The organism is Micromonospora wenchangensis (assembly GCF_002210435.1).
GTDB classification, from domain to species: Bacteria; Actinomycetota; Actinomycetes; order Mycobacteriales; family Micromonosporaceae; genus Micromonospora; species Micromonospora wenchangensis.
Genome location: NZ_MZMV01000106.1, coordinates 1 through 14,551 on the forward strand (window position 1 = coordinate 1; position 14,551 = coordinate 14,551).

Consider the following 14,551-nt stretch of genomic DNA (forward strand, 5'->3'; position numbering starts at 1 on the left):
CCCCGGCCGGTGCAGGCCGGCGGGCCGCCCGACGTGCCGGCCCGCCGGTGGAGGCGACCAGGCCGCCCGCCGCGGAGCACGCCGGGGCGCTGCCCGCCCCCGACGTCACCGGGCCGCCACCTGCCCTCGCCCCCGTCGGCGGGCCGCCCACCCGGGTCGGAGCCGCCCCACCGGGAGCGGCACCCGCGGGGACCGGTGACGACCCGGAGACGGCCCGGCCGGTCGGCGCGGGCACCCGACCGAACCCGACCACCGCGCTCGCTGCGGAGAGCCGATGAAACCCTCCTCACCCCGGTCGGACAACCAGACCGGCACCCCCGGGCGTCCATTCGCCGTGACGCCCGACGAGCCGTTGGAGCAGGCGCTCCGGGAGACCCTCGCCCAACGGGTCGCCGTGCCGCACCGGCTGCCCGTCGACCCGGCCGGAGTGGCGCTCGGGCGGGCCCGACGGGCGCGACGACGACGTACCGTCGCCGGGCTCGCCCTGGCCGGCGTGGCGACCGCCCTGGCCACCGGGGGGATGACCCAGCTCGGCGGGCAGGCGGACCGGCCCACCACCCCGACCGTCGTGCTCGGCGATCCGCGCGGGGTGGCCAGCCTGTCCGCCGGGCCGGTCGCGCCCGCCCCACCGCAGCCATCCACCGACGGCGGGGTCGACCTGATCGTCGCCGGCACCCTGGTCACCGTCTCCGGGCAGCGGTACGACCTGGGCGTCGGGCCGGTCGAACGCGCGCAACGGCTGCCCGAACACGGCGGCTGGCTGCTGACCGGGGCGGTCACCGCGGCCGGCCGTACCCTCTGGTTGGTGCCCGCCGGCGGTGAGCCCCGGGCGTTGCTCGCCGGGGCGGACGAGATCGCCCTGTCGCCCGACGGCCGGCAGGTGGCCTGGCGTGACGACGGCCGGCTCTTCGCCGCCGGGATCGTCGCCGGTCAACTCGTCGCCCTCGTGGCCGGACCGCCCGCCGACGCGGTGCCGGTCCGGTTCGTCGGCGACCGGGTGCTGCTGCGGGCCGGTTCCGCAGGTGGGCACCGGTGGTGGCGGCCGACGCCGGGCGGGTCACCCGGGCCCGTCGCCCCGGACGTCCTCGACGTCTACGGGACCAGGCCGGACGGGCGGCTGGTCGCCCGGGTACGCGCCGGGGCCCGGAGCTGCCTGGCCGTGCTCGACCCCGACCTCACCCCGGCCACCACCCGGTGCGCGCCGACGCCCGCCGCCGACGGCCGGGGGGTGGTCTCCCCCGACGGGCGCTGGCTGCTGGTCAACGGCCGGCTCGCCGGGGCGGACGGCGCGATCCTGGTCGACCTGGCCGGCACCGCCCCGCCGTCGCGGACCGCCGGCCCGGTGATCGACGGCGTGGTGACCTGGACGGACACCCGGACGGCGGCGTACGTGGACCGGGACGGCGCGCTGGCCCGGCTGCGCCCCACCGAGGCGCTGGCGGGCCAGCGGGCCACCTCGACCCCGGTCGCCGGGCTCGGCGACGGCGTCCGGCCGGTGCTGGTGACCGGCACCGACCCGGGGTGACCTGCCCGGGTAGCGTCGGGATCATGCCCGCGCGCCCGTTGATCGACCTGCACGCCCACTCCACCGCCAGCGACGGCACGCTGGGCCCGGCCGACCTGGTCCGGGCCGCCGCCGACGCCGGGTTGGACGTCGTGGCGATCACCGACCACGACACCACCGCCGGGTGGGCGGCGGCGGTCGACGCGTTGCCGGCCGGGCTCAGCCTCGTCCGGGGAGCGGAACTCTCCTGCCGCTGGCAGGGTGCGGAACCGGCGCTCCCGCTGCACCTGCTGGCGTACCTGTTCGACCCGGAACATCCCGAACTGGTCGCCGAGCTGGCCCGGGTCCGGCAGGCCCGGGAGGCGCGCGGGGAGCGGATCGTCGAGTTGCTGCGCGCCGACGGGATCGACGTGAGCTGGCCGGAGATCATGGCCGCCGCCGACGGGGGCACTGTCGGTCGCCCGCACATCGCCGCCGCGCTGATCCGGGCCGGCCTGGTCGCCACCACCACCGAGGCGTTCGGCCCGCAGTGGCTGGGGCAGCGGTACCGGCTGCCCAAGGAGGACATCGACGTGTTCCGGGCCGTGGCCCTGGTCCGGGCGGCCGGCGGCGTGCCGGTGTTCGCCCACCCCCGGGCCAGCCGGCGGGGGCGGATCGTCCCCGACTCGCTGATCGCCGAGCTGGCCGAGGCCGGGTTGGCCGGCCTGGAGGCCGACCACGAGGACCACACCCCCGCCGAGGCGGCGCACGTCCGGCGGCTCGCCACCGACCTGGGCCTGCTGGTCACCGGCTCGTCGGACTTCCACGGCAGCCACAAGACCGTCCGGCTGGGCGCGCACACCACCGCCGTGGAGGCGTACGAGCGGATCGTCGCGGCGGCCTCCGGAGTGACCGGCGTCGCTTCCGGGTGATCCGCGTTTCACCTGCCAGCGGCACCGCTACCCTCGTCCGGTGGATCTCAAGCTCTTCGGTGAGGTCTTCGTGACCCTGCTGGTCATCGTCGACCCGCCGGGCATGATGCCGATCTTCCTCGCCCTGACCGGCCCGCTGCCGGCCCGTGACCGTAACCGGGCCGCCTGGCAGGCGGTCGCGTTGGCGCTCGGCGTCATCGTGGTCTTCGCCGTCGCCGGCCAGACCCTCCTCGCCTACCTGCACGTGGACCTGCCGGCGTTGCAGGCGGCCGGCGGCCTGCTGCTGATCCTGGTGGCGCTGGAACTGCTCACCGGCAAGGCCGACGACCCCAGCCAGCAGGTCACCTCCAACATCGCCCTGGTGCCGCTGGGCACCCCGCTGCTGGCCGGTCCCGGCGCGATCGTGGCGACCATGCTGTTCGTGCAGCAGTCCGAGGGCGTCGGGCAGGTCTTGGCGATCGCCGCCGCGATCGTCGCGGTGATGCTGGCGGTCTGGGTGGTGCTGCGGTTCTCCGGCGGGATCGTCAAGATCCTCCGGCCGGGCGGCATCGAGGTGCTGACCCGGATCGCCGGTCTGCTGCTGGCCGCCATCGCCGTGCAGCTCATCGCCGACGCGGTGGCCGCCTTCGTCACCCAGTACGTGAATATGAGCTGACCCGCCGTCGTGCCGCCGTCGGGCTGTCGTACCGGGCTGGCAGGATCACGGGGGTGCGACGAGCCTCCTCCGCCGGCACCCCCCGGCCCCGCTCCGGCCAACCCGAGCAACTCGGCTTCGCCGGCATGCCCGAACGGCTCTTCACCTGCACACCCAGCAAACTCGGTGCGTACGCCGACTGCCCCCGGCGCTACCGCTACGCCTACCTGGACCGGCCCGCCCCGCCGAAGGGCCCGCCGTGGGCGCACAACTCGCTCGGCGCGAGCGTGCACACCGCGCTGAAGAACTGGTATGCGCTGCCCGCCGACCGGCGGCGTCCCGAGGCGCTGCCCGCCCTGCTCAAGGGCACCTGGGTCCGCGAGGGCTACCGCGACGACGAGCAGGAACGGGCCGCCTACCAGCGGGCGCTGGGCTGGCTGGAGGGCTACGTCGCGACCCTCGACCCCGGCGACGACCCGCTGGGCGTGGAACGGGTGGTCGCCGTGAAGACCGCCGTGCTGGCCTTCAACGGGCGGGCCGACCGGATCGACTCCCGCCCCGGCCCGGACGGCCCCGAACTGGTCATCGTCGACTACAAGACCGGCCGTACCGGGCTGGACGCCGACGACGCACGCGGCTCGCAGGCACTGGCCCTCTACGCGTACGCCGCCGAGCGGACGTTCCGTCGACCCTGCCGGCGGGTGGAGTTGCACCACCTGCCGACCGGCACCGTCGCCGGGCACGACCACAGCGAGGAGTCGTTGGCCCGGCAGCTCAGCCGCGCCGAGGACACCGCCCGGGACATCATGGCCGCCGAACGGTCGGTCACCGACGGGGCCGACCCGGACGAGGCGTTCCCCACCGTGGCCGGGCCCCGCTGCGGTTGGTGCGACTACCGCCGGACCTGCCCGGTCGGCGCACAGACCCCCGGCCGCGAGCCGTGGTCGGCGATCGACCGTCCCGCCGCTCCGGTGGCCGACTGACCGGCCTCCCGCGCCGCGTCGACCCGTCCCCGGGTCGGTCAGGCGGCGGCGGTGAGGCGGGCGGCACGGTCCTTCGCCGCCTGCTGGATCGGGCTCTCCCGCCAGTTGCGGGGCAGCGCCGTCAGGGCCAGCCGCAGCGTCCGGACGCTCAGGTCGGCCGACAGCGCGGTGGTGGGCAGCCCCAGGCCGCCGTAGAGCCGCAGCGCCCACGACGGCAGCAGCCCGAGCGCCGTGCCGGCTACCCCGAAGTACGCCCAGCGTGGCGGCCCCAGGCTCAGCCCCAGACGGGCCGGTCGGCTGAGCTTCCACGGGATCGGCGGGGCGGTCAGGAACAGGGCGGTCTCTGCCGCCTCCTTCGTCATCCGCAGCTCGGGACGGACCGCCCGGTAGTAGTCGGCCACCTCGGCGGCGCTGCCCGGCACCCCGGCCGGGTCCAGCCCCACCAGCGCGGCGGCCCGCCGCTGCTCGGCGTAGTATCCGTCGACCTCGGCGTCGGTCAGCGGCAGGCCGGCCCGGCGGGCGGTGCTGACGAACGACTCGACCTCGGTGACGTGCACCCAGCGCAGCAGGTCCGGTTCGTCGATCCGGAACTGCTCCCCGGTGAACAGGTCGGTGGCGCGCAGCCGGCCGTGCAGGGCCCGCAACCGCCGGCCGGCCCGCTCGGCCTCGGCGGTGGTGCCGTAGACGACCGTGTCGACGTACGTGCCGGTGCGGACCAGCCGGCCCCAGGCGTCCGACCGGTAGTTGCTGTTCTGGGCCACCCCGGCCATCGCCCGGGGGTGCAGGGCCTGGAGGTAGAGGGAACGCAGGCCGGCGACGATCAGGATCGGCTCGTCGTGCACCTTCCAGGTGACCGAACCGGGACCGAAGAGGCCGAGATCGTCGGTGTCCACCCGTCAACAGTGCCACGCCCGGCTGCGGACCGCCGGCCGTCGGGGCGTGTCCGGGACGCCGCCGGGCGGGATGAACCGGAGCGGTCCCCGCCGCGTGTACGCCTACTGGGCAGGTCGCGACGTACGCTGTCTGCCGCAACCCGCATTCCACGCTCGGAGGTGTCGGTGTTCAAGGAGATCAACGGTCTGCCCGGTCATGTCCTGGTGGTCCACGCCGTGGTGGTCTTCGTGCCGCTGCTCGCGTTGCTCGCCAGCGCGTACGGGCTGATGCCCCGCTGGCGGCCCCGCCTCGACTGGGCGGTGGCGGTCCTGGCCGTGGTCACCCCGGTCCTCGCCTGGGTGGCGACCGAGTCGGGGGAGGCGTTCGAGGCGGCGCTGCGGGCGAAGGGCTACTCGCCCGAACTGCTCGCCAAGATCCACGAGCATTCCGAGTACGGCGAGACGCTGCAGTGGTTCACCATCGGCCTGGCCGCGGCGGCGTTGCTGCTGCTGGCGGTGACCAGCGACCGGGTGCGTACCCCGGACCTGCCCGCCTGGGCGACCTGGGCCCTGACCGCGATCGTCGTGGTGCTGGCCGTGTTCGCCCTGGTCTACGTCTATCTCACCGGGGACAGCGGGGCCGCCTCGGTGTGGAGCAACACCTTCTGACCGGTGACCCGGCCGGGTCGTCGGGGTTCCGGTGTCGCCGTCCGGCGGCGTCGTCGGGTCTGCCCCGCGGTCAGGCCGCGGTCAGAACAGCGCCCGGGAGCAGAGCAGGCAGAGCAGCACCAGCAGCACGACCCCGACCACCGCGCCGACGCTCCAGGTGACCCGTTGCGCCTGCTGCTCAGCGGCGTCCATCGCCTCCATGTCCTGCGCCGGCAGCGCGCGGGCCGGGGTGGCCGCCAGGTGTACGGGGGGACGCCAGCCCGGCGGCGGGGGCGTGGTCGGCGGCGGCCCGGCGTAACCGGCCGTCCCCGCCCGCCCCGCCGGAAGACCCGTCGCCGACCCGTCGGCCGGGCCGGCCCAGGGCGAGGGTGCCGGCGAGGTCCCCGCGTCCGTCGTCGCTCCGGACCCGGCTCCCGTTTCCTCTCCCGGGCCGGCGTCGGCGGTTGCACCTCCCACGCCGGCTGCGGAGCCTGTCTCGGCCGTACCCGCGTCGCTCGACGGGGGTGTCGGCCCGGTGGGGGAGGGGGTGGGTGGGCGTCGCCAGTACCCGTCCTCGGGGCTGGCACCGCTGGGCGTCGTCACGCCGTCCGACGCTACCAACGTGACGAGCCCGTCAGCCGGTTCGACGCGACGATCTTCGGCTGGCGCACCCCCGCGCGCCGGTGGCGGTGCGGTCGCCTGCATCCCACCCGCTGCGGTCCGGGCGGGTGCCGGGGACGCGCCTTCGGTGGTACGCCGGGGTGGGGCCGGCGCGGGGTAGGGTTGCCGATCGTGAGCCCCGAGGACCCGGCCGGGCATGGTGTGCCCGGCGACGACGACCGTACGGTCGACCTCAGCGACGACTTCGTGGTGCTGCCCGAGCAGACCACCGACGACACCGACTTCGGTTGGGGTGAGCGTCGGGGCGGCGACGACGACTGGTTGCTCGCCGAACGCCCCCCGCACTGGGGCTGACCCCCCCCGGGGCCGCCCGGTCTTTGGCAGGATCCACTCATCGGTGGCGATGGTGCGGTATCCGGAGCCTGGGCCACGGCAACGTCGGCCCCGACGGGTGGATCATCCCCGGATGACGACGCTGAACCGGCTGCCCTCCGGTTGGCCGACCGAGCGTTGCGCCTGATCGGGTCGGACCGCCAGGTAGAGCGCGGACGAGCCGTCGAGTGCGTGCCCACCCACCACGTCGAGCACCAGCGCGTCGGCTGCCACCAGGACCGTCTCACCGGCGTTCCGTCCCGCCGGGAGCACGAGCAGGTCGACCCGCGCGCCGGGGCGCAGGACCGCGAGGGCGGCCGGCTCGGCCAGGCGGACGGGCACTCCGACGAAGCCACTGGGCAGTGGCAGCGCAGCCGGGGCGTCCCCGTCGGCGGCTCGATCCCGGTTGGCCGGAGCGGACCGCCCAGTGTCCTGCCCATGCGGGACGGTGGCCGTAAGCCCGTGGGAGGTGGTGGGGGCGGGCCGGCCGGCGTCCAGGACGATCACCGCCAGCCCCAGCAGAACGGCGACCAGTACCGCGCGCAGCAGGGCCGCCCCACCCGGCCGACGCGGCCAGCGGAACGGTCGTAGTGAACCGTCGCCGTCCGCGCTCCTGGCCGCCATGACCCACCTCCGCTGTCCACCGGGATGCCCGTGGTGGCGTCCCGGTTCAGCAGGCTAGGCGCAAACCACACCCCTCACGAGTCGTTGTCCACAGCCTGTGGACAACGACTCGCCCTGTGGAAAACCTACCCGCCCCGACCGTCCCCGGCCGAGCCGGGGACGGCCCCGGGCCCGGCCCGGTGATCAAGAGGTTTGCGTCATCCGCAGAGATCCACTTGACGCGAACCTCTTGATCAACCCGGGCTGGCGGGGGTGCGGGAGGTGGGGCGGGGTCAGGAGGAGGTGCTGGTGGCGGGGGACTTGGTGGAGCTGGACGAGCCGGACGCCGAGGACCCGCCCGAGCCGGACGCCGAGGACCCGCCGGAACTGGACGCCGAACCCGAGCCGGAGCCGGAACCGGAGGAGTCTCCGCCGGACGAGGAGCCCTCCGACTTCGCCGGCTTCGCCGCGCCGCTCTTGCCCTCGCTGCCGGAGGCCCGGGAGTCGGTGCGGTAGAAGCCGGAGCCCTTGAACACGACCCCGACCGAGTTGAAGACCTTGCGCAGCCGCCCCTCGCACGCGGGGCACTCGGTCAGCGGCTCGTCGGAGAACGACTGCACCGCCTCGAGCTGGTGGCCGCACGCGGTGCAGGCGTACTGGTACGTGGGCACGTTCTCCTCCGGATCTGGTACGGCCGGTTGGCACTCGACGTATTCGAGTGCCAATGGTGCGTCATCGGACCCGGGTTCGTCCAGCGGACGTGATCGTCATCCGCCCACCGGGCGTCCCCGGACCGCAGCGTCAAGAACCCGCCACCTGATCGACGCAGGCGGGCGTCGGGAGCGCGAGCAGCCCGCCCGACGGGGTGAGCGCGGCACCCACCGGCCGGTCGTGCGGCTGGGCGGGCAGCACCGGGAGCAGTTCGCCGTCGTGCAGCAGCGCCACGGTCAGGGTGGTCGCCGGCACCCGGGCCAGGGCCCGGTCGTAGGAGCCGCCGCCCCGGCCCAGCCGCAGGCCGCGCCGGTCCACCGCCACCGCGGGCACCACCACCAGGAGGGCCCCGACGATCGCCGTCCGGCCGAGCCGGGGGCCGTCCGGCTCGCGCATGCCCCGGCCGGCGGCGACCAGGGTGCCCGGCCCGGCGTACGCGGCCCAGTCCAGGTCGAGGTCGTCGCGGAGCACCGGCAGCAGCAGTTCCGCCCCGGCCGGCAGCGCGGCCCGGAGGACGTCGGGCAGGTCGGGGCCGCCCGGCTCGGCACCGACCGGCACGTACCCGGTCATCCGGGCCGGCCGCAGCCGGCGTACCAGCGCGGTCAGTTCCGCCTGGACGCGCGCCGCGGCGGCGGCCCGCCGGGGCGCGGTGAGCGCCCGGCGGCGGGCGAGCAGCGTGACCCGCGTCTCGCGTTTGGCCGCGTGGACGGCTTCCGCTTCATCAGAAAAATCGGGCACGCAACACTCCTGACGCAACGCTGTCAACGCGGTCGCTCTGTGTCAGCATCGCAGGAACGGGCCTGGAACTTCCGGGGGGACAGCGTTGACGCTACGCGGGCGGTTGACGGCGGCCTTCCTCACGGTGGTGCTCGGTCCGGTGCTGCTCGGCGCGGTGTTCGTCGGCACCACGCTGTCGACGGTGGACCGCAGCCGGTCCACCGAGCGCCTCGGCCTGGCCGCGTCCGCCGTGCGTACCTCGATCGACGCGCTCTGCCAGCAGTTGCGGGCCGCCGCCGACGCGGTGGCCCTGCGCCCCGACCCGGCGACCCGGGCGGGCGCGGCCGGTCAGGTGGTCAGCCGGGGCCTGGCCGCCGCCGTGCTGGTCACCGACGTGGCCGGCGGCACCACGTACGCCACCCCGGGTGGACCGGCGACCCCCTGGCGGGACTGCGCGGGGGCGGCCCGGACCGGCGGGCCGGTGCGGGCGCTGAGCGCCCGGGTGGACCTGCGTGACCCGGCCGGCACGCCGCTCGGCACGGTGGCCGCCGCCGAGGTGGTCGACCCGGCGTTCGTGGCCCGGCTGGCCGCCGCGACCGGCGTCGCGGTCACCCTGCTCGACGACGCCGACGGCCCCGACCGGATCACCCACACCACCGAGACCCGGCGGGTACGCGGGGCGGTGCTCGCCGCCGCCGGCTCCCTCGACGGCGACCGGGTCACCGCCACCCCCGACGGCCGGTACGTCAGGCGGCTCGGGCCGGCCCCCGGGCAGCCGCTGCCGCTGGTGCTCTCCGTCGCCGGTGAACGACCGTCGGGCCTGCCGGCCGCGCTGGTCGGGGCGGTGCTGCTGGCCGCCGTGCTGGCCGTGCTGACCGCGTGGCGGCTGGCCCGGGTCACCACCCGGCCGCTGGTGGAGCTGGCCGGGGCGGTGGACCGGGTGGCCCGGGGCGACCTGACCGCCCGGGTGCCGGTGCGCAGCCGGGACGAGATCGGCGGGCTCGCCGCCGCGTTCAACCGGATGATCCGGGAGACCGCCGGGTACGTCACCGCGCTGACCAGCAGCCGGGACCAGTTGCGCGGGCATCTCGGGGTGCTCGGGGACACCCTGGCCAGCACCCACGACCTGCAACGCATCCTGCGGGTGATCCTGCACAGCGCGATCGCGGCGACCGGCGCGCGGGCCGGGGCGGTGCTGCTGCGCGACGACACGGCGACGCTCGTCGGGCAGTGCGCCGAGGGGCTGGCCGGGCGCTGCCCGGCGGGCACCGAGCCGGAGGAGCTGCGGGTGCCGGTCGGCGCGGGGGTGGTCGGTGCGGTCGCCGCCACCGGCGAACCGCAGCGGGGGCGGGTGCCGCCCGGGGCGACGCCGCCCGGCGAGCCGTGGTGCGAGACGTACGTGGCGGTGCCGTTCACCGTGCCCGGCGGGGACGCCGGCGGTCGGGAACCGGCGGTCGGCGTGCTGGTCCTCTACGACCGGCTGGGCGGCGACGAGTTCGACGACGACGACCTGGCCACCCTGCGGACCTTCGCCGGGCACGCGGCGGTGGCGGTGGAGAACGTCCGGGTGCACGAGGAGGCGCAACGGCTGTCGCTGACCGACCCGTTGACCGGGCTGTGGAACTACCGCTACCTGCGTGAGTCGTTGCGTCGGGAGGTGGAGCGGGCCAGCCGGTTCGGGCGGATGCTCAGCATCCTCGTCCTCGACCTGGACCGCTTCAAGACCGTCAACGACAGTTACGGCCACGCCGCCGGGGACGCGGTGCTCGCCGAGTTCGCCCGCCGGGTGCGCGGCGAGATCCGCGAGGTGGACCTCGCCTTCCGGCAGGGCGGCGAGGAGTTCGTGGTGCTGCTGCCGGAGACCGACGCCCGGGGCGCGGCGACCGTGGCCGAGCGGCTGGGCGCGGCGGTGCGGGACACCCCGGTCGTGGTGCCGGGTCACCCGGGCGGCCCGACGACGATCGCGGTGTCGGTCTCCATCGGCATCGCCGTCTATCCCGATCACGCCAGCACCGGGGTGGAGGTGCTGGACGCCGCCGACGAGGCGTTGTACGCGGCCAAGGGCGCCGGCCGCGACGGCTACCGGGTGGCGACCGCCCGGCCCCGTCCGGCCCCGCCGGGAGACGGTCCGGCCGCCGGGACCGCCGTGCCGGCGGGTGCGACCAGCCCGGACGACGGCCTGCCCCGCGCCGGGCCGCCACCCGGTCCGTCCCCCGTCGACCGGCCGCCCCCCCATCGGCCGCCGCCCGAGCGGAGTTCCGCCGACGACCTGCCGGCCGACGGGTCGACCGGTCGGCACGCCGTCGGCGCCCCCGGTGTGACGCAGCCGGGCGGCGCGTCTTGCGGTCCTCACCCGCCGCGGCAGAGCCGTGGCCGATAGTCTCGCGGCATGTCGGAGCACTCAGCGAACCCCTCAACGACCGCCGCGACCGGTCGCGCCCGCGCGGTCAAGGCCGTGATCCCGGCCGCCGGCCTGGCCACCCGGTTCCTGCCGGCCACGAAGGCGGTGCCCAAGGAGCTGCTGCCGGTGATCGATCGACCGGTGCTCCAGTACATCGTCGAGGAGGCCGCCCAGGCCGGCATCGGCGACGTGCTGCTGATCACCGGGCGGGGCAAGACGTCGATGGTGGACCACTTCGACCGTCGTCCCGACCTGGAGGCCCGGCTGGAGGCCAAGGGCGACACGGACCGGCTCGCCGCGGTCAAGCGCCCCAGCGAGCTGGCCGAGATCTACACCTGCCGTCAGCCGGAGCAGCTCGGTCTCGGCCACGCCGTCGGGTACGCCGAGTCGCACGTCGGCGACCAGCCCTTCGCGGTGCTCCTCGGCGACGAGTTCGTCAAGCCGTCCGAGCCGCTGCTGCCGGCCATGTTGGAGCTACAGGCCCGCACCGGCGGGGTGGTGCTGGCCTTCTTCGAGGTCGACCCGGCCGAGACCAAGCGGTACGGCATCGCCTCGGTCGCCCCGGCCGAGGCGGAGCTGACCGACATCGGCGAGGTCGTGAAGGTCACCGGCATGGTGGAGAAGCCGCAGCCGGAGGACGCGCCGAGCAACCTGGCCGTCCTCGGCCGGTACGTCCTGCCGGGGCGGATCTTCGACGCGATCCGGCGTACCGAACCGGGCAGCGGCGGGGAGATCCAGCTGACCGACGCGATGGAACTGCTGCGCAGCGAGGGGGTGCCGGTGCACGCGATCGTCTACCGGGGCACCCGCTACGACACCGGCATGCCGCTGGGCTACCTCCAGACAGTCGTGCAGATCGCCGCCGAGCGGGAGGACCTCGGCACCGAGTTCCGCGCCTGGCTGACCGAGTTCGTCAACAACGGCGACGAGACGGTCACGGCGGCGATCCTCAACGGGGTACGCGACGCGGCGGGCGGCTCCGGTACATGACCTCGACGGCCGACGCCGAGGCGGCCGCGAACGAGTTGACGCCGCTCGCCGACTACCTGGGCAGCGTGCTGCGCAGGTTGCGCGCGCTGCCTCCGCTCGACCTCGACCTCACCCAGGCGTACGGCAACGTCCTCGCCTCCGACGTCGTCGCCCCGCACTCGTTCCCCGCCTTCGACCAGGCGGCGGTGGACGGGTACGCCGCGCGCTGGGAGGACCTCGTCGGGTACGGCCCGGTCCCCTCGCAGGGGCCGGGCCGTCCGGTACGCCTCAACGTGGTCGGTGACCTGGGGGCGGCGAGCTGGCGGCCGGTCCGGCTCACCCCCGGCTCGTGCTTCTCGGTGGCCGCCGGTGCGCCGATGCCGATCGCCGCGGACGTGGTGGTGCCGGTGGAGTGGACCGACCAGGGCATGGCCGCGGTGGAGATTTTCCGCACCCCCAAGCGGGGGTACGGCGTCCGCCGTGCCGGTGAGGAACTGCCCGCCGGCACCGTCCTCGCCCGCGCCGGCACGTACGTCGCCCCGGCGCTGGTGGCCGTGTTCGCCGCCACCGGCATCGGGCACGTGGTGGTCCGGCCCAGCCCCCGGGTGGTCATCGTGGCCACCGGTGACGAACTGGTCGACGTGGGCCGGGGCAGCCAGCCCGGTCAGGTGGTGGACGCCAACTCGCACGCGTTGACCGCCGCCGCCGCCGAGGTGGGCGCGCTGGCGTACCGGGTGGGGATCTGCGACGACGACCCGGAGGGGCTGCGCGGCCTGCTGGAGGACCAGACGCTGCGGGCCGATCTGATCATCACCACCGGCGGCACCGGCACCGGCCCCGGCGACATGGTCCGGCGGATCCTGTCCCGTCGGGAGGGTGGCCGGGCCGGGCCGGTGACCTTCACCGACGTGGCGCTGTACCCCGGCACGGCCCTCGGGTTCGGTACCGTCGGCGCCGAGGAGGTGCCGGTGGTGTGTCTTCCCGGTGAGCCCGGTGCGGCGTTGATCGGTTTCGAGGTGCTGGCCCGGCCGGCGATCCAGCTTCTGGCCGGTGCGGAGCCGGTGTTCCGGCCGAGCGTACGGGCGCACCTGCTGGAGACCATCTCGTCGCCAGGCGGGCTGCGGGAGTTCCGGCCCGCGCACGTGGCCGAGCGGCGCGGCGGGGGCTACACGGTGCAGCCGCTCAGCGGTGGGCCGTACACCCTGTCCGGGCTGGCCGAGGCGAACGGCCTGATGGTGCTCGGCGAGCGGGTGACCACTGCGGCGGCCGGCTCCACCGTGGACGTGCTGCTGCTGGACCGGCGGCGGTGAGCCGGTCCGGGCGTGCCGACGCCCCGGGGGCGGACGGGAGGTCGGCGCGGTGAGCTGGTTCGGGCGGGCACCGGGCTGGCCGGTGGTGCTGATGGACGGTCCGGTGGTGCTGCGGCCGTACCGCCGTTCCGACGCCGGCGCCTGGTCGTCGGTGCGCCGGGCGAACCGGGCCTGGCTGGCACCCTGGGAGTCGCACCTGCCGGGCAGTTGGGACGAGACGAACTCGCCTGCCGCGTTCCGCTACGTGCACGCCGACCAGCGGCGCTCGGCGCGTACCGGTGAGGGGATGCCGTTCGCGGTCTGCCTGCGTGAGGACGGCCGGGAGCGGCTGGTGGGGCACCTGAACGTGGGCAGCATCGTCCGGCGGGCCTTCTGCTCCGGGTACGTCGGCTACTGGGTGGACTCCCGGGTGGCCGGGCGCGGGGTGATCCCCACCGCGATGGCGCTGGCCGTCGACCACGCGTTCGGCCCGGGTGGGCTGCACCGGGTGGAGGTGAACATCCGGCCGGAGAACAAGCCGTCCCGGCGGGTGGTGGAGAAGCTGGGCTTCCGCGAGGAGGCGTACCACGTCCGCTACATGCACATCGACGGTGCCTGGCGTGACCACATCGGGTACGCGATGACCAGCGAGGAGGTGGCCGCCGAGGGCGGTCTGCTGGCCCGCTGGCACCGGATGCGTCACGACGCCGGGTGAGTCGTCCCACGCGTGGGATGCGGCGCGGCGTGTCGGCATCCCGGTCGGTGGCCCGTAACCTCAAGTAACTGCAAGCTGCGGCAAGCGCTGCCCGGCCGCAGGATCTGCGCCCAGGGCGAGATTTCGGGGAAGATCCTGCTGTCGATCGGCGGTTGCCCCGAATTCGGTGACGGGAGGGGTGAGGGTGCCGACCTCGGTGCTCCTCGCCGTCCTCGCCGCCGCCGGTCTGCTCGCCCTCGCGCCGGCGCTGGTCCGCCGGTACGACGCCACCGAGCGGCTGGTGGCGGAGCGGGCGCAGTCGACGGCGCGGGTGCTCCAGCGCCGCCGCCGGCGTCGTACTGTCCCCGGCCGGCGGCCGGTCAACCAGCCCCGGGCGCTCGTGGTCACCCTGGCCGAGGACGCGGCCACCGGGAACCTCGGTGTCCCCGTCTCCGCGCCGCCGGCCCCGGCCCGCAGTGCCGGCCCGTCGGCCGGGCGTCGTTCGGGTCGCCTGCGGGCCGTGCCGTCCACCGCCCGGCAGGCCCGCCGCCGCCCGCCCCGGCACCACACCCCGGCCGTCTACCGGCGGCGTCGGGTGCTCGCCGCGCTGCTGCTGCTCAAC

At 75.7% G+C, this 14,551-nt stretch carries 14 protein-coding genes and 2 pseudogenes; 12 read left to right on the forward strand and 4 right to left on the reverse strand.

Annotation, left to right across the window (positions count from 1 at the left end; all coding sequences use genetic code 11):
* The 5 genes and pseudogenes from B5D80_RS31645 to B5D80_RS31665 form a co-directional block, all read left to right on the forward strand.
* A pseudogene (locus tag B5D80_RS31645) lies at positions 1-278 on the forward strand (hypothetical protein); the annotation flags it as partial.
* Positions 275-1,525 carry a WD40 repeat domain-containing protein gene (locus tag B5D80_RS31650; RefSeq protein ID WP_088647600.1) on the forward strand — a complete coding sequence of 417 codons (1,251 nt, stop codon included), beginning with the start codon at positions 275-277 and terminating at the stop codon, positions 1,523-1,525. The pseudogene B5D80_RS31645 and the gene B5D80_RS31650, both read left to right, overlap by 4 nt.
* Positions 1,526-1,548: 23 nt before the next feature.
* A complete protein-coding gene (locus tag B5D80_RS31655; protein ID WP_088647611.1) occupies positions 1,549-2,415 on the forward strand; it encodes a PHP domain-containing protein in 867 nt (288 codons plus the stop codon).
* A 40-nt stretch (positions 2,416-2,455) separates the two neighbouring features.
* Complete coding sequence (locus B5D80_RS31660; RefSeq protein ID WP_088647601.1) at positions 2,456-3,070, forward strand: MarC family protein; 615 nt, start codon at positions 2,456-2,458, stop codon at positions 3,068-3,070.
* A gap of 125 nt (positions 3,071-3,195) precedes the next feature.
* Positions 3,196-4,032, forward strand: coding sequence for a RecB family exonuclease (locus tag B5D80_RS31665; RefSeq protein ID WP_211291721.1), 837 nt, complete (start codon positions 3,196-3,198; stop codon positions 4,030-4,032).
* 38 nt (positions 4,033-4,070) lie between these two features.
* On the opposite strand, the gene B5D80_RS31670 is transcribed toward B5D80_RS31665, so the two are convergent.
* On the reverse strand, positions 4,071-4,925 hold the full coding sequence (locus tag B5D80_RS31670) for an oxygenase MpaB family protein (protein ID WP_088647603.1): 855 nt from the start codon (positions 4,923-4,925) through the stop codon (positions 4,071-4,073).
* 165 nt (positions 4,926-5,090) lie between these two features.
* Between B5D80_RS31670 and B5D80_RS31675 the strand changes: the two genes are divergently transcribed.
* The gene (locus B5D80_RS31675) at positions 5,091-5,573 is read left to right on the forward strand and encodes a DUF2231 domain-containing protein (protein ID WP_088647612.1); all 483 of its coding nucleotides are present in this window, start codon (positions 5,091-5,093) and stop codon (positions 5,571-5,573) included.
* Positions 5,574-6,344: 771 nt separating this feature from the next.
* Positions 6,345-6,527: a hypothetical protein gene (locus B5D80_RS31685; protein WP_342747160.1), complete on the forward strand. Its 183-nt coding sequence runs from the start codon at positions 6,345-6,347 to the stop codon at positions 6,525-6,527.
* A gap of 102 nt (positions 6,528-6,629) precedes the next feature.
* Here the strand turns inward: B5D80_RS31685 and B5D80_RS31690 are convergent, their stop codons facing one another.
* From B5D80_RS31690 to B5D80_RS31700, 3 genes are all read right to left on the reverse strand, one after another.
* Positions 6,630-7,169 (reverse strand): flagellar biosynthesis protein FlgA, encoded by a 540-nt coding sequence (locus tag B5D80_RS31690; protein ID WP_088647606.1) that lies wholly within the window; start codon positions 7,167-7,169, stop codon positions 6,630-6,632.
* 272 nt (positions 7,170-7,441) lie between these two features.
* Positions 7,442-7,819 (reverse strand): FmdB family zinc ribbon protein, encoded by a 378-nt coding sequence (locus B5D80_RS31695; RefSeq protein WP_088647607.1) that lies wholly within the window; start codon positions 7,817-7,819, stop codon positions 7,442-7,444.
* A gap of 130 nt (positions 7,820-7,949) precedes the next feature.
* The gene (locus B5D80_RS31700) at positions 7,950-8,597 is read right to left on the reverse strand and encodes a 5-formyltetrahydrofolate cyclo-ligase (RefSeq protein ID WP_088647608.1); all 648 of its coding nucleotides are present in this window, start codon (positions 8,595-8,597) and stop codon (positions 7,950-7,952) included.
* 85 nt (positions 8,598-8,682) lie between these two features.
* On the opposite strand from B5D80_RS31700, the gene B5D80_RS31705 reads away from it, so the two are divergent.
* The 5 genes and pseudogenes from B5D80_RS31705 to B5D80_RS31725 form a co-directional block, all read left to right on the forward strand.
* A complete protein-coding gene (locus B5D80_RS31705; protein WP_211291720.1) occupies positions 8,683-10,956 on the forward strand; it encodes a diguanylate cyclase in 2,274 nt (757 codons plus the stop codon).
* A gap of 9 nt (positions 10,957-10,965) precedes the next feature.
* Positions 10,966-11,967: a UTP--glucose-1-phosphate uridylyltransferase gene (locus B5D80_RS31710; RefSeq protein WP_088647609.1), complete on the forward strand. Its 1,002-nt coding sequence runs from the start codon at positions 10,966-10,968 to the stop codon at positions 11,965-11,967.
* A complete protein-coding gene (locus B5D80_RS31715) occupies positions 11,964-13,256 on the forward strand; it encodes a molybdopterin molybdotransferase MoeA (RefSeq protein WP_088647610.1) in 1,293 nt (430 codons plus the stop codon). Before B5D80_RS31710 ends, B5D80_RS31715 begins: the two co-directional genes overlap by 4 nt.
* Before the next feature lie 91 nt (positions 13,257-13,347).
* Positions 13,348-13,950 (forward strand): GNAT family N-acetyltransferase, encoded by a 603-nt coding sequence (locus B5D80_RS31720; RefSeq protein WP_088647614.1) that lies wholly within the window; start codon positions 13,348-13,350, stop codon positions 13,948-13,950.
* A 178-nt stretch (positions 13,951-14,128) separates the two neighbouring features.
* Positions 14,129-14,551, forward strand: a pseudogene (locus B5D80_RS31725) (divisome protein SepX/GlpR); the annotation flags it as partial.

Excerpts from the sequence above, each read along its gene's own strand:
- B5D80_RS31650 (WP_088647600.1), top strand. The coding sequence starts at position 275 with ATGAAACCCTCCTCACCCCGGTCGGACAACCAGACCGGCACCCCCGGG.
- B5D80_RS31655 (WP_088647611.1), top strand. The coding sequence starts at position 1,549 with ATGCCCGCGCGCCCGTTGATCGACCTGCACGCCCACTCCACCGCCAGC.
- B5D80_RS31665 (WP_211291721.1), top strand. The coding sequence starts at position 3,196 with ATGCCCGAACGGCTCTTCACCTGCACACCCAGCAAACTCGGTGCGTAC.
- B5D80_RS31690 (WP_088647606.1), bottom strand. The coding sequence starts at position 7,169 with ATGGCGGCCAGGAGCGCGGACGGCGACGGTTCACTACGACCGTTCCGC.
- B5D80_RS31710 (WP_088647609.1), top strand. The coding sequence starts at position 10,966 with ATGTCGGAGCACTCAGCGAACCCCTCAACGACCGCCGCGACCGGTCGC.
- B5D80_RS31715 (WP_088647610.1), top strand. The coding sequence starts at position 11,964 with ATGACCTCGACGGCCGACGCCGAGGCGGCCGCGAACGAGTTGACGCCG.
- B5D80_RS31720 (WP_088647614.1), top strand. The coding sequence starts at position 13,348 with ATGGACGGTCCGGTGGTGCTGCGGCCGTACCGCCGTTCCGACGCCGGC.